This is a genomic window from Kitasatospora dryopteridis, assembly GCF_050749075.1.
Lineage (GTDB): Bacteria > Actinomycetota > Actinomycetes > Streptomycetales > Streptomycetaceae > Kitasatospora.
In genome coordinates this window covers 3,230,048-3,256,297 of record NZ_CP192749.1, presented here as the reverse complement: position 1 = coordinate 3,256,297, position 26,250 = coordinate 3,230,048, and the positions used below count along the sequence as shown (strand labels likewise).

The window sequence follows — 26,250 nt, the reverse complement described above, 5'->3', positions numbered from 1 at the left end:
CCCGGGCGGGGCCGCCGGGCCCCGGGCGTCCGCTCCGACCAGCGGCGGGGCCCCCTCCGGGGGGCGGATCAGGGGTGCGCGAACGGCGCCCGGGGCTGCTGAGCCACATGCAACTCTCAGGGTGGATTCATGCGTCTATAGGATGAGCCCCGCCCGTGCCGGACCACATCCTCCCCGAGCTCCGGTGGGCCACCCGACCCCCCGGACCGAGAGCGCGGCTATGACCTCCCCCGTGAAGACATCGGCATCTGTGCCCGTGCAGTACCAGCAGGTGGCCGAAGAACCGGGGCAGGGATCCCCCGAGCCGCCGGCCCCCGCCGCGCGGCCCAAGCGCCCCCGCCTCTACGTCCTGGACGGCCTGCGCCTGATAGCCGCGCTCGGCGTCCTCGCCTGGCACTGGCTCGGCGTCGAGCGCTTCCCGGGCATCTGGCACGGATCGCCGGGCAAGCTGATGCCGCTCGGCCACCTCGTGGGCGCCTACAGCTGGACGGGCGTGGAGCTGTTCTTCCTGATCAGCGGCTTCGTCATCTGCATGTCCTGCTGGGGCCGCTCGGTCGGCGACTTCGTCACCTCCCGCGTGGTGCGGCTCTTCCCGGCGTACTGGGTCTGCGTGCTGCTCACCACGGCCGTCCTGATGGTCGTCCCGAAGATCTGGGGCGACAACACGCACCGCCCGGACCCGTCGCGCATCCTCACCAACCTGAGCATGGCCAACATGCCGCTCGGCGTGGACAACATCGACCCGGTCTACTGGACGCTCTGGGCCGAGCTGCGCTTCTACATCCTCTTCGGCGTGATGGTGGCCTTCGGTCTCACCTACCGCCGGGTGCTGGCCTTCTGCGGCGTCTGGGGCTTCATGGCGCTGATCGCCGGCTCGGTCAACATGCCGCTGCTCGTCACGGTGTTCCAGCCGACCTACGCCTGGTTCTTCATCGGCGGCATCGCGATCTACCTGATGTACCGCTTCGGCCAGAACCTGCTCCTCTGGGGCATCCTGGGCTTCTGCTGGCTGATGTCGCAGCACCAGATGAAGGGCGTCATCGGCGGCTACGAGTACGGCACGCACCACCACCTGTCCTGGGCGATCACGGTGTCCATCACCACCGCCGCGTTCGTGCTGGTCACCGCCGCCGCGCTCGGCGCGTTCAACCGGATCCAGTGGAAGTGGCTGACGGTCGCCGGAGCCCTCACCTACCCGCTCTACCTGCTGCACCAGGAGATCGGCTGGCAGTTGATCACCCGGATCAGCCGCCACCTCGCCCCGTACCCGACGTTCTTCGTCGTCACGGCGATTATGCTGCTTGCCGCGTGGCTCGTGCACCGACTGGTCGAGCGCCCGCTGGCGCCGGTCATGAAGCGCCTCATGGAGAAGGCCTTCCAGCAGGTGCGCGCCGCCGACGGCGCGCCGGTGCGGGCGGCCCGCAAGCACTGACGGAGCGGCTCAGGGCCTCCTCCGTCACCATCCGACGACGATCACCTCTGGAGACCCGACAGCCATGACCGCGAGTGTCGCTGACCGAGACCGCCACCTGGACCCGGAAACCGCCGGGTCCACGGCGGCAGGCCGGCTGACGGGGGGAGCACGCGCTCTGCTGACCAGAGCCGTCTGGCTCTGGCCCGCGCTGTTGACACTGGCGCTGGGCGTCCGCGGCAGCTGGCGTCCGCAGCTGTGGCGCGACGAGCTCGCCACCTGGAGCGCCGCCACCCGCAGCACCGGCGAGATGTTCGACATGCTCAAGCACGTCGACGCCGTCTCCGGGCTCTACTACCTGTTCATGCAGGGCTGGATCGGCCTCTTCGGCGACTCCGCGGCGGTGATGCGGCTCCCGTCGGCCCTGGCGATGGCGGGCGCGGCGGTGTTCGTGACGCTCACCGCACGCAAGGTGTTCGACGACCGCACCGCCCTCTTCGCCGGCCTGCTCTTCGCCGTCGTGCCGTCGATCTCCCGGTACGCGCAGGAGGCCCGGGCCTACGGCTTCGTGGTGCTGGCGGTCTCCGCCGCCACCTGGCTGCTGCTGCGGGCGATCGAGCGCCCCGTCCTGCTGCGCTGGCTGCCGTACACGGTGGCGGTCGCCGCGGCGGGCCTGTTCCACATGGTGTCGCTGCTCTTCCTGTCCGGCCACGCGGTGATCGTGTTCTTCCAGTGGCGGCGGGAACGCAACCGCAAACTCCTGACGGGCTTCGGCGCCTCGGTGCTGATCGGCCTCCTGCCGGTCGTCCCGCTCGTCCTGATCGGACAGCGCCAGGTCGGCCGGCAGATCTCCTGGCTGGAGACCCCGTGGCTGCAGACCTACATCGAGTACTGGCACAACCTGTTCGGCTCGGCCCTGGTCAGCGGCTGCTTCCTGGTACTGGCCGCGATCCCGGGCGGCTGGGCGCGGCACCGCCAGCGGGTCTTCGAGATCGGCACGGTCGCGGTCCTGCCGATCGCGATCAGCTGGGTCCTCTCGCACGGCCCCAGCGTGTACTTCTTCGAGCGCTACCAGCTCTACACCGTGCCCGCCTGGTGCATCCTGGCCGCGGCCGGGCTCAACTCCCTGCGCCCCCGCATCCTCGGCGTCGTGGGCCTGGTGCTGGTGGCGGCGATCGGCATCCCGGACCAGCAGAAGCTCCGCACCTCCGTCTCGCACGAGCAGACCGACGGCCGGCGGGCCGCACAGGTCATCGCCGACCGGTACCGGCCCGGGGACGGCTTCGCCCCGATCCGCGGCGACGACAAGTGGATGATGATCGACCTGGAGATCCGGTACTACCTGCCGGACCGGGTGAAGCTGAAGGACGTCCTGATCGCGAAGGACGCGATCGAGCGCGGCGACCTGTTCGCCTCGAGCTGCCCGGTGCCCGCCGACTGCCTGGGCACGCCGCGGATCTGGGTGGTGGCCATGGGCGACGGCGAGGACCCGCTGGAGCGCTTCCCGAAGAAGCAGGCCGCGGCGCTCCGCGCGTCGTACGAGCAGACCGAGATCAAGCACGTCCGGGGCCTGACGGTGGCCCTGTGGGAACGCACGTCCGACTGAGCGTCACGCTGGGTTGACGCCGCGTTTGCATTGTGCGGCGTCTGGGGCTGTCATCGTGAGGTGTCGCGTTTCCCGACTCGGTCCCGGCACCGGGAGCACGCGATGTCCACCGGTGCCGGAACCGCCTCCGCCACTGGGGTGCGAGTGTCCGCCGAACCAGCCGTCCGCAGCGCCGAGCCCGAACGGGCCGAACGGCGCCGCGACCGGCTGAGGACGGCCCTGCGCTCCGCCGCGCCCGCACTGCTCGGCTACGCAGCGGTCCGGGCCCTCGGGGTGCTCCTCCTCGTCGTCTGGGGCGCCCGCCGAGGCACCCCCGGCCTCGGGCGGCTCAGCACCCTCTGGGACGCCTACTGGTACAACCGGATCGCCACCCGCGGCTACGCCGGGACGGCGCCGGTGCCGGGCCCGTACGGTCCCTACGAGCCGTACGCGTTCTTCCCGGCCCATCCGGCGCTGGTCCGGCTGGTCGACACCGTGCTGCCGCTGCCGGCCAACCGGGCGGCACTGCTGGTCGCCTGGACGGCCTCGCTCGCCGCCGCCTGGGGCGTGTACGCCGTCGCCGCGCGGCTCTACGGGCAGCGGGCGGGCGTCGTCGCCGCCGTCCTGTGGGGTGTCACCCCGTACGCCGTGGTGGAGAGCGCCGCCTACTCCGAGCCGCTGTTCACCGCCCTCGCCGTCTGGTCGCTGTACGCCGTGCTGACCCGGCGCTGGGTGTGGGGCGGGGTGCTCTGCCTGCTGGCGGGGCTGGCCCGGCCGACCGGGATCGCGCTCGCGGCGGCGGTGTCCCTGACCGCCCTGTGGGAGCTCGTCCGGGGGCGCGGCGGCCCGCGGGCGGCGCTCGCCGCCGTCCTCGCACCACTCGGCTTCCTCGGTTACCTCGCCTGGGTCGGCGCCGTGAAGGGCCGCTGGGACGGCTACTTCCGGGTGCAGGACGCCTGGCACTCGCACTTCGACTTCGGCCGCAGCACCCTGCGCTCCTTCGGCGACCTGCTGACCGACGCCGACCAGGTCTGGCTCACCCAGGTCGTGGTCGCCGTCGTTCTGATCGGGTCGGTGGTGCTCCTCGGCATGTCCGCGATCCAGCGCCAGCCGCTCCCGCTGCTGCTGTACAGCGCCGCGATGCTCGCCCTGGCCCTGGCCGACGCCGCCTACTTCAATTCGCGGGCGCGCTTCCTGCTGCCGGCCTTCGCCCTGCTGCTGCCGGTCGCGACCGGCCTCGCCCGGGTCCGCAGCCGTGCGTCGCTCGTCCTGCTGCTCTCCTCCGCCGCCGTGGTCTCCGCGGCGTACGGCGGATTCGTGGCCTTCGTCTACCCCGACGCCCCCTGAGGAACCGTCGGCCCGACGGGCCGTCGGCCCGCCCCCTCCGGGGCCCGGGCCGACGGACGGCCGCCAGGCGCCGCCTGGTACGGTGACGGGTCGTCCGGTCGTATCGAACCGGCGTGCGGACTTCCGGGGTCGGGGGGAACCGCTGACATGACAGCCGGTCAGTGCTGCAGGTGAATCGCGTGGACCCGGCCCGCCGCGGCGGGCCTGCGCGGGCCTGCAGGGCGGCGCAGAGTCCAGGAGAGAAGCAGCGGCCATGAGTGTGACCGACAGACCGGCGGAGCGGACAGGTACGTCGAAGCGCGGCACCGCCGCTGCGGCCGCCGCCGGACGGGGCCGGGCCGGCCGGGTCCTGGTGGACCTGGTCAAGCCGCTGGCCGTCTACGGCGTCGTCAAGGCGGCGGGCCTCGCCGTCTTCCTGTGGCTGCTGCACTACTCCCGCGAGTACCGCAACAAGCCGATCGGCTCCGGCGGCGGCCGCCGCCCGTGGGACGTCCTCGGCACCTGGGACGGCTGGTGGTACCAGGACATCGCCTCCCGCGGCTACCACCCCCAGGTGCTGTCCGCACACGCCCAGCTCTCCGAGGTGCGGCCCAACTCCGCGGCCTTCTTCCCGCTCTACCCGGGCCTGATGCGCGGCGTCTCGGAGATCACCGGGCTCGGCGTGTACGGCGCGGGCATCCTGATCTCGGTCGTCGCGTCCTTCGTGGCCGCGGCCGGCATCTTCATGGTCGTCCGGCTGATGGGCGGCACGCGGGCCGGCGTCGTCGCGACCGGCCTGTGGGGCCTGGCGCCCGGCTCCGGCGCCGAGTGGGCGGTCTACTCGGACTCGCTGTTCGTCGCGCTCGCCTCCTGGGCGTGCTGGGCAGTCATGACCAGGCGCTGGCTGACCGCCGGCACGCTGGCCTTCGTGGCGGGCTTCAACCGGCCGACGTCGGCGGCGATCATCGCCGCGGTCGGCCTGTCCGCGCTGATCGCGCTCTTCCGCCGCAAGGACGGCGTGCTCCGCCCGCTGACCGCCATGCTGATCGCCCCGTGGGGATTCCTCGGCTACCTGGCCTGGGTCGGCTGGGCGATGGGCCGGCCCACCGGCTACTTCATGATCCAGCGCTCCTGGAACCACTACTTCGACGCCGGCAACTTCATGATCCACGCCATCCCGGAGATCATGATCGGCCGCTTCCACTACCTCTGGCCCTGGCCGCTCGCCGACATGTTCAGCCTCGCGGTCCTCATGCTGGTGCCCGCCCTGCTCTTCCTCCTCCTGCGCAGGCGCCCGCCGCTGGTGCTGATCGTCTTCACCCTGCTCACCATCGCCTCGACCGTCACCAGCCAGCAGATCTTCTCCAACGTGCCGCGCTACCTGCTGCCGGCCTTCCCGCTGTGGATCCCGGTGGCGCTGGCCCTGCAGCGGCTGAAGTGGACGTCGCTGGCGCCCGTGCTGCTCTTCTTCGGTGCGGCCTCCGGCTGGTACGCCGGCTACCTGATGTTCCAGCTCGGCACCCCGTAGCGGCCGCCGCTGTGCCGCGGGCCCGGGGCGGTTCGGCCGACCCGGGCCGGAGTGTCGGCGGCGGGTCATACACTCGGAATGCCATGACTAGCCTCTTTGACGACCTCCCGCTCCCCGGCTTCGAGAGCCCCTCGCTCGGGTCGAGCCCCGCCCACGACGAGCCGCCGATGGACGAGGAGCCGCCGTTCGAGGAGGCCATCCCGGACGGGCTCTTCGAGACCGACTTCACCGAGGAGCCGGACCGGGACGCCTGGCACCGCAACGGCGCCGCCCGCACCGTCGTCGACCCCGAGCAGCTGCTCGCCGGCATGAACGACCCGCAGCGCGACGCCGTCCTGCACCACGGCACGCCGCTGCTGATCGTCGCCGGCGCGGGCTCCGGCAAGACCCGGGTGCTCACCCACCGGATCGCGCACCTGCTCGGCGCCCGCGGCGTGCAGCCCGGCGAGATCCTGGCGATCACCTTCACCAACAAGGCCGCCGGGGAGATGCGCGAGCGCGTCGAGGAGCTGGTCGGCCCGCGGGCCCGCGCGATGTGGGTCTCCACCTTCCACAGCGCGTGCGTGCGCATCCTGCGCCGCGAGTCCAAGCTGCTCGGCTTCACCTCGTCGTTCTCCATCTACGACGCGGCCGACTCGCAGCGCCTGATGGCCCTCGTCTGCCGCGACCTGGACCTCGACCCCAAGCAGTTCCCGCCGAAGTCCTTCACCGCCAAGATCAGCAACCTCAAGAACGAGCTGATCGACGAGGAGACGTACGCCGACCGGGCCGCCAACCCGATGGAGAAGAAGCTCGCCGAGGCGTACACCCTCTACCAGCGGCGCCTGCGCGAGGCCAACGCGCTGGACTTCGACGACATCATCATGACCACGGTCAACCTGCTCCAGGCCTTCCCCGACGTCGCCGAGCACTACCGCCGCCGCTTCCGGCACATCCTGGTCGACGAGTACCAGGACACCAACCACGCCCAGTACACGCTGGTCAGGGAGCTGTCCGGCGGTGCTCTCTCCGACGCGCCGAAGCTCACCGCCGACGGCGAGTTCGTCAACCCGAACGCGGCCCGGCTCGCCCAGATCCCGCCGGCCGAGCTCTGCGTGGTCGGCGACGCCGACCAGTCGATCTACGCCTTCCGCGGCGCGACGATCCGCAACATCCTCCAGTTCGAGGAGGACTACCCCAACGCCACGACCATCCTGCTGGAGCAGAACTACCGCTCCACGCAGACCATCCTCAGCGCCGCCAACGCCGTCATCGAGCGCAACACCAACCGGCGCAAGAAGAACCTCTGGACGGCCGGCGACCAGGGCGAGCGGGTGGTCGGCTACGTCGCCGACGACGAGCACGGCGAGGCCCAGTTCATCGCCGACGAGATCGACCGGCTCACCGACAAGGGCGAGGCCCGCCCCGGCGACGTGGCGATCTTCTACCGCACCAACGCGCAGTCCCGCGTCTTCGAAGAGGTCTTCATCCGGGTCGGCCTGCCGTACAAGGTCGTCGGCGGTGTCCGCTTCTACGAGCGCAAGGAGGTCCGGGACATCCTGGCCTACCTGCGCGTCCTCTCCAACCCCGAGGACACCGTCCCGCTGCGCCGCATCCTCAACGTGCCCAAGCGCGGCATCGGCGAACGCGCCGAGGCGATGATCGACGCCCTCGCCGCCCGCGAGCGGATCAGCTTCGCCCAGGCGCTCCGGCGCGTCGACGAGGCGTACGGCATGGCCGCGCGCTCGGCCAATGCGGTGAAGAAGTTCAACGCGATGATGGCCGGGCTGCGGCAGGTCGTCGAGTCCGGCGCCGGCCCGGCCGCCGTGCTGGAGGCCGTCCTGGAGGAGTCCGGCTACCTCGCCGAGCTCCAGGCCTCCACCGACCCGCAGGACGAGACCCGGATCGAGAACCTCCAGGAGCTCGCCTCCGTCGCCCTGGAGTACGAGCAGGACCCGGGCGAGCGCCCCGAGGGCGAGGACGCCGAGGGCGCCCCGCCGGTCGGCTCGCTCGCCGACTTCCTGGAGCGCGTCGCCCTGGTCGCCGACTCCGACCAGATCCCGGACGACGAGGAGGGGCAGGGCGTCATCACGATGATGACCCTGCACACCGCCAAGGGCCTGGAGTTCCCGGTGGTCTTCCTCACCGGCATGGAGGACGGGATCTTCCCGCACATGCGGGCCCTCAACCAGGTCAAGGAGCTGGAGGAGGAGCGCCGGCTCGCCTACGTCGGCCTCACCCGCGCCCGGCAGCGGCTCTACCTGACCCGCTCGGTGCTCCGCAGCGCCTGGGGCCAGCCCGCCTACAACCCGGCCTCCCGCTTCCTGGAGGAGATCCCGGAGACCCTGGTCGAGTGGAAGCGCACCGGCGCGGCGGCCGTCCCGGCGGCCCGCGGCTTCTCACCGTCCTCCTCGGGCCCCTCCCGCTCGTACGGATCCTCCGGCGGCGGCTCGGCCCGCTCCACGGCGGCGGTGCCGCAGCCCGGCTGGGCGAAGTCGGCGCGGAAGGTCACCGAGCGCGAGGTCGTCGGCCTGGCGGTCGGCGACCGGGTCAGCCACGACACCTTCGGGCTCGGCACCGTCGTCGCCACCCAGGGCGCCGGCGACCGCGCCCAGGCGACCATCGACTTCGGCAGCTCCGGGCGCAAGCAACTGCTGCTGCGCTACGCCCCGGTCGAGAAGCTCTGAACGGGTCGAGAAGCTCTGAGCGGGTGACCACGTAGGGGCGCCTGCTCAAGGGCACACGGGGTGACCACTCAGGGGTGCGCCCCTCATCGGCTCGGTCACCCGCCGGTGCCGGCGGGCCGCCGCGGGTCCAGGCCGTGGGCGAGCAGCCAGGGCAGCGGGTCGACCGGGGCCCCGCCGGCGGGCCGTACCTCGAAGTGGAGGTGCGGCCCGGTGGCGTTCCCGGTCGCTCCCGCGAGGCCGATCACCTCGCCCGCCCGGACGCGGCCGCCCCGCATTTGGTACCCGCTCAGGTGCGCGTACCAGGTCTCGGTGCCGTCCGCCGCGGTGACGACCGCCAGGTAGCCGTACGAGCCGCTCCAGCCGGTGGTCACCGTGCCGTCGGTGACCGCGCGGACGGGCGTGCCGGTGGCCACCGGGAAGTCGATGCCGGTGTGCCGCGCCGCCCAGTGCGGCCCGGCCTGCCCGAAGCGGGCGCTCAGCCCGGGTACGTCGACCGGCAGCACGTACGGCGGCCGCGCGGCCTCGGCGGGCTGCTGCTCGTCCTCGCGTTGCCGCCCGGACTGCTGCCGGGCGGCGAGCGCCGCCCGGGCAAGTTCGCGGTCGGCCCGGTCGTTGTCGGGCCGCTGGCCCGCCGGCCCGCGCGAGGGGGTGTGGGGGCCCGACGGCGGAGGGCCGGGCAGCCGGGTGCGGTCGGCGTGGACGGTCGCGGCCGCCACCCCGAAGACCCCGAGGGTGGCCGCGGAGGGCAGTGCGACGGTGAGCACCGCCCGCCGGGTGGTGCTCGGGCGCTGGCCGCGGTGCTGGCCGCGCGGCCGGTCGGCGGTGCCGGCCGACCCGGGCAGCGGCCGGTGGATCGGGATACGGATCGGGATGCGGACGGGGGAGCGTCTGACCGTCATCGCGCCGCCTCCTCGGAATCGGGAGTGACCGGGAGAAAACAGTCGAGACTGTAGCCCTTGATCACGAGCGCGGACGAAGTGCGCATCTCAGCATGCGTGGCGCTCCGTCAGGGGGCCCGCCGCCCAGGCCTCCAGGGCGTGTCGGACGGCGGCCACCGCCCGCGGATGGGCCGGCAGCCCGATGTGTCCGGCGCCCGGCACGGCCACGTGGTCGGTGCACAGGTCGGGGTGGTCGAGGCGGGCGTTCCGCCGCGGCAGCACCACCTCGTCCAGTTCGCCCCGGACGCAGGTGAAGTGACTGGTGCACTGCGGCGCGGGCAGTCGCAGCTCGGTCAGCAGCTCGCTGCCGGGGCGCAGCTGCCGGGTGATCGGGAAAGGGTTCGGCAGCAGCGCGGCCGAGGTGCCCCCGTGCGGGGTGGCCAGGGTGACCACCTCGGGGGCGAGTTCGTGTCCGCCGAGCCGCTGCACGTAGTAACGGGCGATCAGGCCGCCGAGGCTGTGCCCGACCAGGGCCACCGGCCGGCCGCCGTGCGCCTGCACCGCCCACTCGACGTGCCGGGCGAGCAGGACGGCGGCTGCCCGGACGTCCCGGGTGAGCGGCGAGTAGTTGAGGGCGTGCAGGTGCGTCCAGCCGTGCCGGTGCAGGGTGCGGCGCAGCGGCGCGAAGACGGCCCGGTTGTCGGCGAAGCCGTGCAGGAGCAGCACGGGGTCGTGCCGGGGCCGTGCGGCCGGCGGCACGGGCCGGTCGGGGCAGGGTCGGGGCCGCTGCTCCGGCGGGATGCCGGTGGGGTAGCGGACCAGGTGGGTGGCGAGCGCGGCGGCTTCCGCGCCGGCTCCGCGGACGGTGGCGGCCGTCCGCTGGAACGGGATGGTCATGCGGCTCTCCCCGGCAGGACACGGCGCGGGGGCCCCTGCGGCGGCCGACGCAGGGGACAGGGAAAGGGGCGGTACCTGGGCGCGCCCGGCAAGGCCCGCCGGGCGTGCGACGCGTACGGTCGGACACGCCCCGGGGGCGGCTGCCGGGCAGCCCTGTGATTTTCCCCTGCGGTCGGCGGGCGAAAACCGCCGAGCCCTTCCGGCGGGGTTACGCTGCCCCCAGGTCTGTCGGAGGCTGTTGACACCGCGTCCGCGTCCGAGCGGTCGGCCGGACGGTGGACGACGAGGTCCAGGAGGCAGTGATGGGTGTGTCGGGGCCGATCCGTGTGGTGGTCGCCAAGCCGGGTCTGGACGGCCATGACCGGGGCGCGAAGGTGATCGCCCGCGCTCTGCGCGACGCCGGTATGGAGGTCATCTACACCGGCCTGCACCAGACGCCGGAGCAGATCGTCGACACGGCGATCCAGGAGGACGCCGACGGCATCGGGCTGTCCATCCTCTCCGGTGCCCACATGACCCTCTGCGCGAGGGTGCTCGAGCTCCTGCGGGAGCGCGAGGCCGAGGACATCAAGGTCTTCTGCGGCGGGATCATCCCGGACGGGGACATCGCGCAGCTCAAGCAGCTCGGCGTGGCCGACGTCTTCACCCCGGGCACGCCCACCCGGTCGGTGGTCAGCTGGGTCGAGGCGAACCTCCGCCCGGCGGGCTGAGCACAGCCGATCGGCGTTCTTCCGGGCCGGGCCCCGCTCCGCGCGGGTGCCCGGCCCTTCGCCGTGCCCGCGTGTCAGGGCGCGAGTTCGGCGAGCATCACGGCCCGCAGCCGGAGCGTCTCAGCGAGCCGGGTGAAGGTGTCGGCCCAGGCGGTGTCCGGTGCGGCGTCGGCGGCGAGCGCCTCCACCGCGGGGGCGGCCTCCGGGGCGAGCGCCCGCTCGGTCATGCCGAGCACACCGCTGTGGCTCCACGGGTAGGCGCCGGAGCCGGCGGCCCGCTCCAGCGCGGCGACGACCGCGGTGGAGAGCGGGGGTGTCCACGGGGTGGCGCAGGCGCCGAGCAGTTGGAAGGCGTCGCCGAGCCCGTTGGTGCGGATGAACGCGGCCGTCCAGGCGGCCCGCTCGGCCGGCGGCAGGACGGCGAGCAGCTTGGCGGGCGCCCCGGCGGCCCGGCCGGCGCCGGCGGAGCGGGGGGCCGGGCCGAGCAACGCCCGGGCCCAGGCCTCGTCCTGCTGGCGGACGGCGGCGCGCGCCCAGGCCTCGCGCAGATCGGCCGACCAGTCGGTGCCGTCGGCCTCGCCGCCCTCGCGTGCGGGCAGCCGCAGCAGCTGCTCCGGGGCGAGCCCGGTGGACTCCGTCCACAGCGCGAGCGGGGCGGCCGCCACGATCTCGCCCAGCCACCAGGACCGCTGCCCGCGGCCGGTGGGCGACTTGAGCGGGATGCCGTCCCGCTGCATGGCGGTGTCGCACTCGGCGGGCGGGTGGACGGCGAGCCGGCCGTCGAGCGGTTGTACGCAAGCCTGCGCGCGCTCCGCCATCCGGGCGGCCAGGGCGGAGCCCGGCAGGGTGGAGAGCAGCTCGGCGGCGGTGCTGCGGACGTTCTTGCTGCGGTCGCCCAGGGCGGCCTCCAGGAACTCCTCGTCCGCCGTGGAGAGGCCCTCCTGCAGGGCGTCCAGGAACAGCAGGCGGTCCTCGGCGCGCTCGGTGGCCCAGGTGCTGCGGAGCAGTGCGAGGCCGGCCGGGGGATCGCTGCGGCGCAGCCGCGTCAGGTGGGTGACCCGCTCGGCGAACAGGCCCTCCTGCCAGATCTGCTCGCCGGCCGCGGGGCCGCCGTCGTCCGTTGCCCCGGTCCCTCCGGAAGGGCCGGCGCCGGTCGTGCGGGTGACGAACCGCCAGTCGGTGTTCCGCTCGGCGAGCCAGCGGCCGAGCGGCCCGGCCAGCGCCACCACGTCGGGGCGCAGCTCGCTGCGGGCGCGGGCGGTGTCCAGCAGTGCGGGGACGTGCGCGGGCGGCAGCCGGTACCCGTGTGCCCGGGCGGCGGCCAGCCACTGGGGGAGCAGCTCGGTGAGGTTGGCGAGGCTGGTGTCCGGCCCCCGGCCGCCGAGCAGGAAGCCCAGGCGGCGCGCGGCGGGCTCGGGCAGCTCGGGCCGCGGGTCGCCGTCGGCCGGCGCCGGGACGGCGGGCGGGGGCAGCGCGCAGCCGCCGGCCCGGCGCGCCACGATGGCGAGCGCCGCCAGGTCGAGCAGGGCCGTCGCCGGGTCGGTGCGGTCGACGGCGTCGGCCGCGCCGGTGAACGCGGGGGAGCCGCCGACGCCGGGCAGCGGGCGGCGGTCGGTGCCGAGCAGTGCGGCGGTCTGCAGCTCGGACCAGCTGTCGTGGGCGGTGGTGGTCGGTGCCGTCACGGCCGGCCTCCCGTCGGGTGGGTCTGGTGTCGGTGGCGGGAGGTGCCCGCCCGGGGCGCGGTCACTGGCCGAGGCCGATCGCGCGGCCGTCGGCGGACCAGGCGGTGACCGGGGCGAACCCGGCGTGCCCGTACTCGCCGAACAGGGTGACCGGGTGTCCGGCGGAGACCGCGGCCAGCCGCCAGAGCGCCTGCTCGGGCGCGGAGCCGTGCCTGACCGGGACGGCGCTGCGGCCGTCCGTCAGCTGCCAGCCCTCCGGCCCGAGGACGGGCACCACCGCGCCCAGCACGGCCGGCCAGGCGTCCAGCCACGGGTCGTCGGCGACGGCCTCGCCGTAGCCGGCCACCGCCTCGGCGGGGGAGACACCGGCCGGCGGCCCGGGCGGGGCGGCCTCCGGCTCGCCGTACCGGGTGCCGAGGACGGCGCGCAGCGGGCGGGCGCCCGGGTGGTAGGCCATGTCGGCCTCCAGCACCCGGCCGGTCGGCAGCGCCACCTCGGGCGCCTTGCCGGGGCTGCCGAAGGAGAGGAGCAGGGCCGGGCGGCCGGTCTTGGCGCCGCGCAGCCAGATCCGGCGGGTGGTCAGCCGGTCGTCGGCGGTGTCCCGGCTGCCGAGGACGTGCCAGCGGTCGCGGACCGTCGGCCCGGCCAGCACCTCGTCGGCGCCGGTGCTGAACCCGATCCGGGTGCGGACGGTCGCGGCGAGCGGCGCGGGCAGCTCGTCGACCCGGCCGTAGGCGCCGGCCAGCAGGTGCAGCAGGGCGTACTCCTCCAGCAGGCCGTCCTGCGGGGTGTGTGCCAGCTCGCGGGCGCGGGCGGCGAGGCCGGGGGCCTGGGCGTCGACCATGCGGGCGGCGACCTCCTCCCAGCCGCCGGAGGCGTGGTCGGCCAGCCCGTGCCGGACGCCGTCGGCGAGCCGCAGCCGCAGCTCCCGGGCGCCGGCGGCGACCCGTGCGGCCCGCTGCCCGGCGCGCCGGGCAGCGGCCGCGTCGTCCTTGGCGGACTCCCGGCGCTCCTGCTGCCGGACGGCCTTCTGCTCGGCGGCGTCCCGGCGCTTGGCCAGCCACTCGGCGACCCACTCGGGCTGCTCGGCCCCCTCCGCGACCGCAGGGGAGCCGGCGCTCCACAGCAGCAGCAGCCCGAGCACGTGCTTGCACGGGAACTTCCGGCTGGGGCAGGTGCACCGGTACGCCGGCCCGGAGAGGTCGACACAGGGGAAGTACGGCGTCTTCCCGCTGCCCTTGCACGCGCCCCACAGCGCGCCGCCGCCCCACCCGGCGTCCGTCCACGGCGCGGGCGCGGACAGCTTGCCGGCCGCCTTCAGCGACGCCTGGTCGGGCGCGAGCGACAGGACGTGTTCGTTGCTCCAGCGTTCCTCCATGCCGACGACGCTAGGGCGGGCCACTGACAGTCGGGCGCGGAGGAACTGACGGCCGGTCACCGTGCCGTCCGCGGTTGTCAGTGGCCCGGTGCATGGTGGTTCCAGCAGGCCGAAAGGGCGTACGAAACGCCCGTCCGGCCGTGCCCGACCGCGCCCGTGACGGGTTCTCCGCGACCGATCCGGCGCCGACCCGACGGTCCGACGACCCGGTAGTCCGACGATCCCGATCAGCCCGTGCCCTGCCACAGCCATGCCCGGCGGCCCGTACCCAGGAGTTGCAGATGACCACCGAGACGACCACTCGTACGAGTGAAGTCCTCCGCCTCCACGCCGAGGACGCCTTCGCGGCCGAACTCGACGCCCTCGCCGCCGCCGACGACCGCCCCCGCCCCGCGCGCTGGCGGCTCTCGCCCTGGGCCGTCGCCACCTACCTGCTCGGCGGCGAGCTGCCCGACGGCACCGTGATCACCCCCAAGTACATCGGCCCGCGCCGCGTGGTCGAGGTCGCCGTCACCACCCTGGCCACCGACCGCGCCCTGCTGCTGCTCGGCGTGCCCGGCACCGCCAAGACCTGGGTCTCCGAGCACCTGGCCGCGGCCATCAGCGGCGACTCCACCCTGCTCGTCCAGGGCACCGCAGGCACCCCCGAGGAGGCCGTCCGCTACGGCTGGAACTACGCCCAGCTGCTCGCCAACGGCCCCAGCCGCCAGGCCCTGGTGCCCTCCCCGGTGATGCGCGCCATGGCCGACGGCAAGATCGCCCGCGTCGAGGAGCTCACCCGCATCCCCGCCGACGTGCAGGACAGCCTGATCACCATCCTCTCCGAGAAGACCCTCCCGGTGCCCGAGCTCGGCGACGAGACCCAGGCCGTCCGCGGCTTCAACCTCATCGCCACCGCCAACGACCGCGACCGCGGCGTCAACGACCTCTCCTCCGCGCTGCGCCGCCGCTTCAACACCGTCGTTCTGCCGCTGCCCGCCACCCTCGACGAGGAGGTCGACATCGTCGGTCGCCGGGTCAACCAGCTCGGCCGCTCCCTCGACCTGCCCGAGCTGCCGACCGGCGCCGAGGAGATCCGCCGCGTCGTCACCGTCTTCCGCGAGCTGCGCTCCGGCATCACCGCCGACGGCCGCACCAAGGTCAAGACGCCCAGCGGCACCCTCTCCACCGCCGAGGCGATCTCCGTGCTCACCAACGGCCTCGCCCTCGCCACCCACTTCGGCGACGGCATGCTCCGCGCCTCCGACGTCACCGCCGGCATCGTCGGCGCCGTCGTCCGCGACCCGGTCGCCGACCGGACGGTCTGGCACGAGTACGTCGAGGGCGTGCTCCGCGAGCGGGACGGCTGGAAGGACTTCTACCGCGCGGCCCGCGAGCACACCCGCTGACGATCCCGACCGCCGACGCGACCCACCCAGAGAACCACCGAGAGCGAGGTCCACGACCATGAGCGCAGAGGTCACCCTGCTCGGCGTCCGCCACCACGGGCCCGGCTCCGCCCGGGCCGTGGCCGCCGCCCTGGAGCAGCTCAAGCCCGATGCGGTGCTGATCGAGGGCCCGCCCGAGGCCGACGCGATCGCCGCCCTGGCCGCCGACAAGGAGATGCAGCCGCCGGTCGCCCTGCTCGCCCACGTCGTCGACGACCCGGCCAGGGCCGCCTTCTGGCCGTTCGCGGTGTTCTCCCCCGAGTGGGTCGCCCTCCGGTACGCCGTCGACCACGACGTCCCGGTCCGCTTCGTCGACCTGCCCGCCGCGCACACCTTCGCGCTCGCCGAGGCCCCGTCGGGCGTGCCGGGGGGCACGTCCGACGCGGCGGCGGACGCGGAAGCGGCCGGCGGGGGCACCGGCGACCCGATCGCCGCCCTCGCCGCAGCCGCCGGCCACGACGACCCCGAGCGCTGGTGGGAGGACGTCGTCGAGCACCGCTCCCCGGGCGACGACGCCCTCGCCCCCTTCGCCGCGGTTGCCGAGGCCATGGCCGCCATCCGCGAGGGCGCCCCCGCCGGGCCGCACACCCGCCGCGACGAACTCCGCGAGGCGTACATGCGCCAGCAGATCCGCGCCGCCCGCCGGGCCGGCCACGAGCGGATCGCCGTGGTCTGCGGCGCCTGGCACGTCCCCGCCCTGCAGACCATGCCGACCGTCGCCCACGACCGCGCCCTGCTCACCGGCCTGCCCAAGGCGAAGACCGAGATCACCTGGGTGCCGTGGACGCACCGCAGGCTCTCCCAGCACACCGGCTACGGCGCCGGCATCGACTCGCCCGGCTGGTACCACCACCTCTTCACCAGCCCCGACCGGCCGATCACCCGCTGGATGACCGGCATCGCCGACCTGCTCCGCGCCGAGGACCACCCGGTCTCCTCCGCGCACGTCATCGAGGCCGTCCGGCTCGCCGAGACGCTCGCCGTGATGCGCGGCCGCCCGCTCGCCGGCCTCGGCGAGACCCTCGACGCCGTCCGCTCCGTCATGTGCGACGGCTCCGACGTCACCCTCGCCCTCGTCCACGAACGGCTGGTCGTCGGCGACGCCCTCGGCGAGGTGCCCGACGGCGCCCCCGCCGTGCCGCTCCAGCGCGACCTCGCCCGCCTCCAGCGCAGCCTGCGCCTCAAGCCCGAGGCCGCCGAGCGCGAACTCGTCCTCGACCTGCGCAAGGAACTGGACGCCAACCGCTCCCGCCTGCTCCACCGGCTGCGCCTGCTCGGCGTCGACTGGGGCGTCCCCGCCCGCTCCGCCGTCAACTCCACCGGCACCTTCCGGGAGACCTGGCGGCTGCGCTGGGAGCCCGAGTACGCCGTCCGGGTCGTCGAGGCCGCGCACTGGGGCACCACCGTCGAGGACGCCGCCTGCGGCAAGGCCGCCCGGCAGGCCGCCGACGCCCCCGACCTCGCCGTCCTCACCGGCCTGGTCGAGCAGTGCCTGCTCGCCGGCCTCACCGGCGCCCTGCCCGCCGTGATGCGCGTCCTCGCCGACCGCGCCGCCCTGGACACCGACGTCGCCCACCTCGCCGCCGCGCTGCCCGCCCTCGTCCGCGCCCTGCGCTACGGCGACGTGCGCGGCACCGACGGCAGCGCACTCGAAGAGGTCGCCCGCGGCCTCGCCGAGCGGATCAGCGTCGGCCTGCCGCCCGCCTGCACCGGCCTGGACGCCGACGGCGCCGCGACCATGCGGGCCCACCTCGACGCCGTGCACACCGCCGTCGGCCTGCTGTCCGCCGCCCCGGCCGACGCCGCCGGCGACACCCCCGCCGACCGGTGGGCCGCCGCCCTGCGCTCCCTGGCCGCCCGCGAGCCCTCCGCCGGGCCCGCCACCGGCGTCCCCGGCCTGCTCCGCGGCCGCGCCGTCCGGCTGCTCCTGGACGACGCCCGGATCGACTCCGCCGAGGCCGGCCGCCGGATGGGCCTGGTGCTCTCCCCGGCCGGCGCCCCCGCGGACGCGGCCGGCTGGATCGAGGGCTTCCTGGCCGGCGGCGGCGCCCTGCTGCTGCACGACGCCGCCCTGCTCGGCCTGCTCGACGACTGGCTGACCGGCGTCCCCGGCGACACCCTGATCGACCTGCTGCCGGTGCTGCGCCGCACCTTCTCCGCACTGGAGGCGGGCGTGCGCCGCACCATCGGCGAGCGCGCCGCGGCCGGCCCGCTCGGCACCGCCGTCCCGCTCGCCGCGGCAGCTCGGCCCGAGGCGTTCGACGAGGCCCGCGCCGACGCCGCACTGCCCGTCCTGGCCCTGCTTCTCGGGCTCCCGGGCACCGTCGCGCCGGCCCCGCTGCCCTTCGTCCCGCGCCAGCCCGACGGCCGCAACAGCTAGGGCCTGCCCGCAAGATCCGCCGGACAGGTCCTGACGACCACCGCCCGCCGGGCTGTCAGACCCGGCTGGTTGCATGGCCGTTGAGCAGCCCCCGAGCAGCCCTTGCGGGCCCGCCGTGCCGCGCCCCCGCCCGCCCGCACCCTTCCGGAGGAGCACCCATGACCGCGACCCACGCTCCGCTCGACCCCGCCGCCGAGCGGCTGCGCCGCTGGCGGATGGTGCTCGGCGGCGAGGCCGACGGCACCGGCCACCGGCCGTCCGGGCGGGACGCCGCGATGGACGGCGCGCTCGCCGCGCTCTACCGCGGTGCCGACGCGGAGGGCGCCCGCGGTGCGGTCCGCAGCGCCGGCCTCGGCGGCTCGGCCCCGCAGGTCGCCCGCTGGCTCGGCGACATCCGCGAGTACTTCCCGACCACCGTCGTCCAGCTGATGCAGCAGGACGCGATCTCCCGCCTGGGCCTCGACCGCCTGCTGCTCGAACCGGAGATGCTGGAGGCCGTCGAGCCGGACGTCCACCTGGTCGGCACCCTGCTCTCGCTGAAGAACGCCCTGCCGGAGACCACCAGGGAGACGGCCCGCGCCGTGGTCGGCAAGGTGGTGGCCGACCTGGAGCGCCGGCTCGCCGACCGGACGCGGGCCACCCTCGGCGGCGCGCTGGACCGCTCCGCCCGGGTCAACCGCCCCCGGCACCGCGACATCGACTGGGACCGCACTATCCGCGCCAACCTCAAGAACTACCTCCCCGGCGCCGGCCCGGACGGCAACGGCACCGTCGTCCCCGAGCGCCTGATCGGCTACGCCCGGGCGCAGCGCGCGGTCAAGAAGGACGTCGTCCTGTGCATCGACCAGTCCGGCTCGATGGCGGCGTCGGTGGTGCACTCCGCCGTGTTCGGGGCCGTGCTGGCCTCCATGCGCAGCCTGGACACCCGCCTGGTCGTCTTCGACACCTCCGTGGTCGACCTGACCGAGCAGCTCACCGACCCGGTGGACGTCCTCTTCGCGACCCGGCTCGGCGGCGGCACCGACATCAACCGCGCCCTGGCCTACTGCCAGTCGAGGATCACCCGCCCGTCCGAGACGATCGTGGTGCTGATCAGCGACCTCTACGAGGGCGGCATCCGCAACGAGATGCTGAAGCGGGTCGCGGCGATGAAGGCGGCGGGCGTGCAGTTCATCGCGCTGCTCGCGCTCTCCGACGAGGGCGCCCCGGCCTACGACCGCTCCCACGCCGCGGCGCTGGCCGCGCTCGGCGCCCCGGCCTTCGCCTGCACCCCGGACGCCTTCCCCGAGATCATGGCCGCGGCGATCGAGAAGCGCCCGCTGCCCGTCCCGGACGAGCACCGGGTCCTCTCCTAGGCCCGTCCCAGGGCCCGTCGTGGACGAATTCACCCTTTCGGGTGCGGGACGTCCGCATCTCACCCCGGCGGGGCACCGGATGAGAGCCCGCGCCGGACCTGCCCGGGTGCACCCGTTGTGACGGTTCTCACCAACCAGGACACGGCCCCGGGCGAAACACGCCCGTCGTACGGGGATAACCTGCCAGACGGACGTGACGCGCGTGTTGATTGACGATGCGCCCGGCGCTGTACGGACCGCAAGGCCGTAGTTCTGCGTATCCGCGCAGCTCCGACGCCCCGCAGCGAAGATCCTGCCGTGGCACGCTCGAAGAGACACAATCCGCGACCACGAACAAGGACAAACACGTGGACCTGTTCGAGTACCAGGCGAGGGACCTCTTCGCCAAGCACGGTGTGCCCGTGCTTGACGGCGATGTCATCGAGAACGCCGCAGACGCTGCCGCCATCGCGGAGCGCTTCGGCGGCCGCGCCGTCGTCAAGGCTCAGGTGAAGGTCGGCGGCCGAGGCAAGGCCGGCGGCGTCAAGCTCGCCTCCGACCCGGCGGACGCCGTCGCCAAGTCCGAGGCCATCCTCGGCATGGACATCAAGGGCCACACCGTCCACAAGGTGATGCTGGCCCAGACCGCCGACATCCAGGACGAGTACTACGTCTCGTTCCTGCTCGACCGCACGAACCGCACCTTCCTGGCGATGGCCAGCGTCGAGGGCGGTGTCGAGATCGAGGTCGTGGCGGAGGAGAACCCCGACGCGCTCGCGAAGATCCCGGTCGACGCCAACGAGGGCTGCACCCCGGAGAAGGCCGCCGAGATCGTCGCCGCCGCGAAGTTCCCGGCCGACGTCGCCGACCAGGTCGCCGAGGTCCTCCAGCAGCTGTGGAAGGTCTTCATCGCCGAGGACGCGCTCCTCGTCGAGGTCAACCCGCTGATCAAGTCCGGCGAGGGCAAGATCATCGCGCTCGACGGCAAGGTCTCGCTGGACGAGAACGCCGACTTCCGCCAGCCGGAGCACGAGGCGCTCGAGGACAAGGCCGCCGCGAACCCGCTGGAGGCCGCGGCCAAGGCCAAGGGCCTCAACTACGTCAAGCTCGACGGCCAGGTCGGCATCATCGGCAACGGCGCGGGCCTCGTCATGAGCACCCTCGACGTGGTCGCCTACGCCGGTGAGAACCACGGCGGCGTGAAGCCCGCCAACTTCCTCGACATCGGCGGCGGCGCCTCCGCCGAGGTGATGGCGAACGGCCTGGAGATCATCCTGGGCGACACCGACGTCAAGTCGGTCTTCGTCAACGTCTTCGGCGGCATCACCGCGTGCGACGCGGTCGCCAACGGCATCGTGCAGGCCCTGGCCCTCCTCGAGGAGAAGGGCGAGGCCGTCACCAAGCCGCTCGTCGTCCGCCTGGACGGCAACAACGCCGAGCTGGGTCGCAAGATCCTGACCGACGCCAACCACCCGCTCGTTCAGCAGGTGGACACCATGGACGGTGCGGCCGACCGCGCCGCCGAGCTGGCCAACGCCAAGTAAGGAAGGGGACTTTCACATGGCTATCTTCCTTACCAAGGACAGCAAGGTCATCGTTCAGGGCATGACCGGCTCCGAGGGCATGAAGCACACCCGCCGCATGCTCGCCTCCGGCACCCAGATCGTCGGCGGTGTGAACCCGCGCAAGGCCGGCACCACGGTCGACGTCGACGGCACCGACGTGCCCGTCTTCGGCACCGTCGCCGAGGCCATCGAGAAGACCGGTGCCGACGTCACCGTCATCTTCGTGCCGCCGAAGTTCACCAAGGACGCCGTCGTCGAGGCGATCGACGCCGAGATCGGCCTCGCGGTCGTCATCACCGAGGGTGTGCCGGTCCACGACTCGGCCGCCTTCTGGGCGTACGCCGGTGCCAAGGGCAACAAGACCCAGATCATCGGCCCGAACTGCCCCGGCCTGATCTCCCCCGGACAGTCGAACGCGGGCATCATCCCCGCCGACATCACCGGCCAGGGCAAGATCGGCCTGGTCTCCAAGTCCGGCACCCTGACCTACCAGCTCATGTACGAGCTGCGCGACATCGGCTTCTCCTCGGCCGTGGGCATCGGTGGCGACCCGGTCATCGGCACCACCCACATCGACGCCCTCAAGGCGTTCCAGGAGGACCCGGAGACCGAGCTCATCGTCATGATCGGTGAGATCGGCGGCGACGCCGAGGAGCGTGCCGCGGCCTACATCGCCGAGCACGTCACCAAGCCGGTCGTCGGCTACGTCGCGGGCTTCACCGCGCCCGAGGGCAAGACCATGGGCCACGCCGGCGCCATCGTCTCCGGCTCCTCCGGCACCGCCCAGGCGAAGAAGGAGGCCCTCGAGGCCGCCGGCGTCAAGGTCGGCAAGACGCCGTCCGAGACCGCCCGCCTGGCCCGCGAGCTCTTCGCGGCCGCCAAGTAAGGCTGCCTCCGGCAGACGCCACGCGCGAGGGCGCCGCGGACATCCGTCCGCGGCGCCCTCGCCGTTTCCTCCGCACCTCAGGGCAGCAGCTGCGGCACCTCGGCGGGCCCGAGCGTCGGGCAGGGCCAGAGCGGCGCGCAGGGGACGGACACCACCAGCGCCCGGTCCGAACCGCCCTGCTCCGGAGCGGGGGCGGCATCGGCCGTCGGGCCGCCCTCCGCGGGCTGTTCCGCCGGCCCGGACGGGGTGTCGCCGGCGCCGTCCGGGGCCGCGGCGGGCCGAGCGCTCGCCCGCGGCGCCGCCGGGTTGCACCAGGGGCTCCGCAGCCCCGGTTCGCGCCCCGGTGCGGCAGGGCCCGCGCTGCCGGTGTCGAAGGACGAGCACACCTCCGGCGGCGGGGCCACCGCCGCCGGCCGGGGCTTGGCGGCGACCGGCGCGTCCGACTGCAGGGAGACCACCAGTGCGGCCACCATCGCGCCGCCCATCGCCAGCGTGAGCAGCGCCGCCGCACCGGTGACCGCATGGGCCCGCCGGCGCGCCCCGACCACCAGCAGCCCCGGCGAGGGCCGCCGCGGGGACGGGCAGGCCCGCACCGCGGCCCCGTGCAGGAGCGCGCCGAGCTCCGGGCCGAAACCCGGTGCCCACGGGTCGGCGCCCACCACCTCGGGCACCGCCCGGGCCAGCTCCTCGCGTGCCGCCCGCACCCGCCCCTCGGCCGCCGCCGTGCTGGACTCCACCTCCACCGCCACGGCCTCCGCCGACAGCCCGACCGCGTCGTGCAGGACGACCGCCCGGCGCTGCGGCCGGGTCAGCCGGTGCATCGCCGTCAGCAGCGCCTTGTCCTGCGGAGTGGGCCGGCCCTCGACCGCCCGGCGCCGGTTCCGTTCCTTCCGCACCTTGATCGCCCGGTGCGGCAGGTGGTGCGCGCGGGCCCGCCGCGGGCCGCCCCGGCGCCACGGTGACAGCGCCGATTCGAACGCCGCAGCCCGGACGAAGCCCTCCGGGTCGGGCAGCGCCGCCACCTCCTCCCACCGCAGCGCCGCTGCCCCCAGGGCGATCCGGACGCTGTGCAGGGCCCGGTGCTGCGAGCCGGTGACCAGGTAGGTCTGCTGCACCAGCCGGGTGTGGACATCGGCGCTGAAGGCCTCGAAGTCTGTGTGGCGGTGCACTGGTGCGGAGGGTTCGGGCGCGACAGGCTCCGGCGCGACGGGTTCCGTTGCGGCGGCCGGTGGCGGGCCGGGCTCCTGGACGGGCGCTGCGGCGGACCCCTGCGACCGGTCGGCGCCGCCCTCCGTACCCAGCAGGTCGGCCAGCCGGGCGGCCTCGGCGCGCGAGCCGACGCCGAGTTTGCGCATCGCCCGGGTCAGGTGGGTCCGGGCGGTGGCGGGGGAGATGCCGAGGGCGGCGGCGATGGCCCGGTTGTCCTCGCCTGCCGCCAGCCGGGCGACGACCTGTGCCTCACGCGGGGTCAGCCGCCGCAGCAGCCGGGCCGCCTCCTCCCCGGCACGTGCCGAGGGGGCCCCGGCCGCCGGGGGAGTGCCGTCGGCCGGAGGCGCGTCGGCCGCCGGGGGAGCGCCGCTGGTCGGGCCCGCGGGTTCGTCCCCGGCCCGGTCGGCCTTCGAAGGTGCGGTCACCGGAGATCCTTACGGCGGCAGCAGAGTCGAATAAGGCACATAAGCAAATAATCCGGGACACGGCGAAGCTTTGCCGCTTCACGGGGCGCAACGGGTGATCTTGGGAGCATGTGGCCCATGACGCAGTTGATGGGCCGTCCGATCCTGGCCCTGCCCGACGACCTGGGCAGTCGCTCCCCGTTCGCCGACCTCCTCGCCGGCGCCCGTACGGCCCTTCTCGCACTCTCCGTGATCGCCGTCCCCGTCCTCGGCCTGTGGGTTCTCACGCCGTACGCGGACGTCACCGCCCACGGTGCACTGCGGCTCTCCTGTGCCCTCTGGCTGCTCGGCCACGGCGCCCCGCTCACCCGCGGCCCCGGCGGGGCACCGCTCACCCTCACCCCGCTGCTGCTCACGGCCGTCAGCCTCGCGCTGCTCCGCCGGGCCGGCGCCCGGGCGGCGGCCCGCACCCCGCAGGGGCCCGGCGCCTGGCGTTCCGTGCTGTCGCTCGGCGCCGGCTACCTCACCGTCGCCGCCCTCGCCGTCGCCGAGTGCAGCGGCACGGAGGCGGTCCTGCAGGCCGAACCGCTGACCGACCTCCCGGCCGTCGCCGGGGTCGCCGCCGCGGGCCTCGCCTGGGGTCACTGGAGCACGCACGGCATGACACGGCCCGCGCTCCCGGCGGCCGCCGCCGACCGGCTCCGGCGCTGGGAGACGGCCGAGTGGGCACCGCCCGCCGGAGCCGCCGCCGTCCTGCGCCGCACCGCCGGTGCCTGGCTGCTCGGACTGCTCGCCGCCGGCGGCCTGCTCCTCACCGCGGCCGTGGCACTCGGCACCGCCGGACGCTCCGCGACCGGCCTGGCGGACGGCCCGGCCGGAATCCTCGGGCTCCTCCTGGCCTGCACCCTGCTGCTGCCGAACGCCCTGCTGTGGGCCGCCGCCTACGGCCTGGGACCGGGCTTCGCCGTCGGCACCGGCACCACCGTGTCGCCGCTCGGCACGCAGCTGGGCGCGGTGCCCGAGTTCCCGCTGTTCGCCCTGCTGCCGGCCGGCTCCCCGGGGATCGCCTGGCAGGCCGTCCTCGGCGCCCTCCCGCTGCTGGCCGGCGCGGTGCCGGCCCTGCTGCTCGGCCGCGCCGCGGCGGGCCGCAGCACCGCCCGGCCCTGGCCCCCGGCCGCGGTCGCCGTGGTCGCCCTCGCCGCCGTCCTGGCCGCCGCCGCAGCGGCCGGCGCAGCCGCCTGGCTGGCCGGCGGGGCACTCGCCGCCGGACGCATGTCCACCCTCGGCCCCGTCCCCTGGCGGGTCGCCCTCACCGCCGCGGGCTGGTCCGCCCTCGTCGTCCCGCCCGGCGCCCTGCTGACCCGCTGGACCCTCTCCCGCACGGCCCCGCGCCCCCGGGCCGCCGCCACCGTCCGCCTCCGCACCGCACAGCTACGGGCCACCCTCCACCGCCTGGTCACCCGTCTCGCCGCCCACCCCCGACCCGCCGACGACTGACCCACCCACCCCCAGGGACGCGGGGAACCGCGCGCATGCGGAGGTCACAGGGCCGCAGCCCCGCCGGGCTTGCACCAAGGGTCGGGCCTGCTCCTCAGGGGCGCGGGGAACTGCGCGCAGCGGAAGGCCCGGCGCCGCAGCTCCCGCTGCCTCGTGCAGCCCCGCCCCCGCGGGGAAAGCGTCCGGGTCGGGCCTGCTCCTCAGGGGCGCGGGGAACCGCGCGCAGCGGAAGGCCGGGCGCCGCAGCTCCCGTTGCTTCGTGCAGCCCCGCCCCCGCGGGGAAAGCGTCCGGGTCGGGCCTGCTCCTCAGGGGCGCGGGGAACTGCGCGCAGCGGAAGGCCCGGTGCCGCAGCTCCCGTTGCTTCGTGCAGCCCCGCCCCCGCGGGGAAAGCGTCCGGGTCGGGCCTGCTCCTCAGGGCCGCGGGGAACTGCGCGCAGCGGAAGGCCCGGTGCCGCAGCTCCCGTTGCCTCGTGCAGCCCCGCCCCGCCGGGCATGCCTCCCCGGAGGGGGTCAGCGGTTGCCCGGGTTGGTGATCTGGGTGATGACGTCCGGGGCGAGGTCATTGCAGCTCTGCGACGCCTCCGTGGTCAGGGCGTCGTTGATGCAGGTCACGTAGTCGTGGTAGTAGAGCTGGAAGCCGAAGATGCTCAGCGTGAAGATCACGGCCACGCCGCCGGTGAGCAGGCCGCCGAGCGCCGCCGGCACCTGTGGGCGGGTCGGCTGCGGCTGTGCCCAGCCGCCGATCCGCGCCGTGCCCAGGGCGTGCGGATTGCCGCCGGAGGCCGCACCCGCCGCACCCGCCGTACCCGCCGCGGCCGTGGCACGCCCGCTCCGCAGGGCACTGACCCCCCAGTACGCGGCGAGCGCGCCGAGCAGCAGGGCGAGGTACTGCATCCCGACGACCGAGCAGAACAGCCCGGCCATGCCGGCACTTAGCGCGTAGCGGGCGCGCCGGTGGACGGGGTCGGTCGGGTCGAAGCGCGGCTGCGGCGGCTCGGACCAGCCGCCGCGGTAGCCGGGGCTCCACGGGTGCGGCGGCGGCACCTGGGGCCGCTCGTCCGGGTCGTCCCGGTCACCGCGGTTGTCGCGGTCGCCGCCGCCCTGGCCCTCCGCCGGGGGGTGGGGGTGAGCGCGGGGCCGCCACGGCCGGTCGGGGGCATCCGCCGGCGGCGGCGCGAACGGGTTGCGCTCGCCGGTGTCGTCTCCGCTGCTCATCGTGTCAGCCATTCCTTCTCGTCCGGGGGCGTCGGACCGCTCCGGAGCGGTCCGCGCCTCCAATGATCCCGCAGGCCGATCCGGGCGCGGAGCCGCCCTGCCGGTCCGCCGCCGGAGCCGTACCGCGGGCCCGCACCGCACACCTGCACGACCGCACCGCCTGCCCCGTCCGGCGGGCCCCATGCGCACCGCGGCACCGCAGGGCGAGATCCGTGTCTCAACTACGCGCGTAGCGTGGCCCGCTGGTGACAGAACGCCTTCGACCAGCCGT

General features: G+C 74.7%; 18 protein-coding genes. 12 read left to right on the top strand and 6 right to left on the bottom strand.

What is annotated here, in order from left to right; all coding sequences use genetic code 11:
- The first annotated feature begins 256 nt into the window (after window positions 1–256).
- The 5 genes from ACQ614_RS14660 (at window position 257) to pcrA (ending at window position 8,516) form a co-directional block, all read left to right on the top strand.
- Complete coding sequence (locus tag ACQ614_RS14660; protein ID WP_431679042.1) at window positions 257–1,432, top strand: acyltransferase family protein; 1,176 nt, start codon at window positions 257–259, stop codon at window positions 1,430–1,432.
- A 64-nt stretch (window positions 1,433–1,496) separates the two neighbouring features.
- Complete coding sequence (locus ACQ614_RS14655; RefSeq protein ID WP_431679041.1) at window positions 1,497–3,017, top strand: glycosyltransferase family 39 protein; 1,521 nt, start codon at window positions 1,497–1,499, stop codon at window positions 3,015–3,017.
- 144 nt (window positions 3,018–3,161) lie between these two features.
- Window positions 3,162–4,343, top strand: a complete 1,182-nt coding sequence (locus tag ACQ614_RS14650) for a hypothetical protein (protein ID WP_431679040.1) — start codon at window positions 3,162–3,164, stop codon at window positions 4,341–4,343.
- Window positions 4,344–4,596: 253 nt separating this feature from the next.
- Complete coding sequence (locus tag ACQ614_RS14645; protein WP_431679039.1) at window positions 4,597–5,850, top strand: hypothetical protein; 1,254 nt, start codon at window positions 4,597–4,599, stop codon at window positions 5,848–5,850.
- Window positions 5,851–5,933: 83 nt separating this feature from the next.
- A complete protein-coding gene (gene pcrA, locus ACQ614_RS14640; protein WP_431679038.1) occupies window positions 5,934–8,516 on the top strand; it encodes a DNA helicase PcrA in 2,583 nt (860 codons plus the stop codon).
- A gap of 95 nt (window positions 8,517–8,611) precedes the next feature.
- On the opposite strand, the gene ACQ614_RS14635 is transcribed toward pcrA, so the two are convergent.
- Together ACQ614_RS14635 and ACQ614_RS14630 are read right to left on the bottom strand one after the other, a co-directional pair.
- Complete coding sequence (locus ACQ614_RS14635) at window positions 8,612–9,415, bottom strand: M23 family metallopeptidase (RefSeq protein WP_431679036.1); 804 nt, start codon at window positions 9,413–9,415, stop codon at window positions 8,612–8,614.
- An 87-nt stretch (window positions 9,416–9,502) separates the two neighbouring features.
- The gene (locus tag ACQ614_RS14630) at window positions 9,503–10,291 is read right to left on the bottom strand and encodes an esterase/lipase family protein (protein WP_363491864.1); all 789 of its coding nucleotides are present in this window, start codon (window positions 10,289–10,291) and stop codon (window positions 9,503–9,505) included.
- 302 nt (window positions 10,292–10,593) lie between these two features.
- On the opposite strand from ACQ614_RS14630, the gene ACQ614_RS14625 reads away from it, so the two are divergent.
- A complete protein-coding gene (locus tag ACQ614_RS14625) occupies window positions 10,594–11,001 on the top strand; it encodes a cobalamin B12-binding domain-containing protein (protein WP_431679034.1) in 408 nt (135 codons plus the stop codon).
- Between the two features lie 74 nt (window positions 11,002–11,075).
- Here the strand turns inward: ACQ614_RS14625 and ACQ614_RS14620 are convergent, their stop codons facing one another.
- Together ACQ614_RS14620 and ACQ614_RS14615 are read right to left on the bottom strand one after the other, a co-directional pair.
- Window positions 11,076–12,683, bottom strand: a complete 1,608-nt coding sequence (locus ACQ614_RS14620; RefSeq protein WP_431679032.1) for a DUF5691 domain-containing protein — start codon at window positions 12,681–12,683, stop codon at window positions 11,076–11,078.
- Between the two features lie 61 nt (window positions 12,684–12,744).
- Window positions 12,745–14,061 carry an SWIM zinc finger family protein gene (locus ACQ614_RS14615; protein ID WP_431679031.1) on the bottom strand — a complete coding sequence of 439 codons (1,317 nt, stop codon included), beginning with the start codon at window positions 14,059–14,061 and terminating at the stop codon, window positions 12,745–12,747.
- 281 nt (window positions 14,062–14,342) lie between these two features.
- Between ACQ614_RS14615 and ACQ614_RS14610 the strand changes: the two genes are divergently transcribed.
- From ACQ614_RS14610 to sucD, 5 genes are all read left to right on the top strand, one after another.
- Window positions 14,343–15,449 (top strand): ATP-binding protein, encoded by a 1,107-nt coding sequence (locus ACQ614_RS14610; RefSeq protein WP_363491861.1) that lies wholly within the window; start codon window positions 14,343–14,345, stop codon window positions 15,447–15,449.
- Between the two features lie 58 nt (window positions 15,450–15,507).
- Window positions 15,508–17,868: a DUF5682 family protein gene (locus tag ACQ614_RS14605; protein WP_431679029.1), complete on the top strand. Its 2,361-nt coding sequence runs from the start codon at window positions 15,508–15,510 to the stop codon at window positions 17,866–17,868.
- 158 nt (window positions 17,869–18,026) lie between these two features.
- Window positions 18,027–19,223 (top strand): VWA domain-containing protein, encoded by a 1,197-nt coding sequence (locus ACQ614_RS14600; RefSeq protein WP_431679027.1) that lies wholly within the window; start codon window positions 18,027–18,029, stop codon window positions 19,221–19,223.
- A 347-nt stretch (window positions 19,224–19,570) separates the two neighbouring features.
- A complete protein-coding gene (gene sucC / locus ACQ614_RS14595) occupies window positions 19,571–20,746 on the top strand; it encodes an ADP-forming succinate--CoA ligase subunit beta (RefSeq protein ID WP_363491858.1) in 1,176 nt (391 codons plus the stop codon).
- A gap of 16 nt (window positions 20,747–20,762) precedes the next feature.
- Window positions 20,763–21,653, top strand: a complete 891-nt coding sequence (gene sucD / locus ACQ614_RS14590) for a succinate--CoA ligase subunit alpha (RefSeq protein WP_363491857.1) — start codon at window positions 20,763–20,765, stop codon at window positions 21,651–21,653.
- 77 nt (window positions 21,654–21,730) lie between these two features.
- Here the strand turns inward: sucD and ACQ614_RS14585 are convergent, their stop codons facing one another.
- Complete coding sequence (locus tag ACQ614_RS14585) at window positions 21,731–23,287, bottom strand: LuxR C-terminal-related transcriptional regulator (protein ID WP_431679025.1); 1,557 nt, start codon at window positions 23,285–23,287, stop codon at window positions 21,731–21,733.
- Between the two features lie 117 nt (window positions 23,288–23,404).
- Between ACQ614_RS14585 and ACQ614_RS14580 the strand changes: the two genes are divergently transcribed.
- Window positions 23,405–24,763 carry a cell division protein PerM gene (locus tag ACQ614_RS14580; RefSeq protein ID WP_431679024.1) on the top strand — a complete coding sequence of 453 codons (1,359 nt, stop codon included), beginning with the start codon at window positions 23,405–23,407 and terminating at the stop codon, window positions 24,761–24,763.
- 511 nt (window positions 24,764–25,274) lie between these two features.
- On the opposite strand, the gene ACQ614_RS14575 is transcribed toward ACQ614_RS14580, so the two are convergent.
- Entirely contained in the window at window positions 25,275–25,979 is a 705-nt protein-coding gene (locus tag ACQ614_RS14575; RefSeq protein ID WP_431679023.1) for a hypothetical protein, read from the bottom strand.
- Window positions 25,980–26,250: the final 271 nt, after the last annotated feature.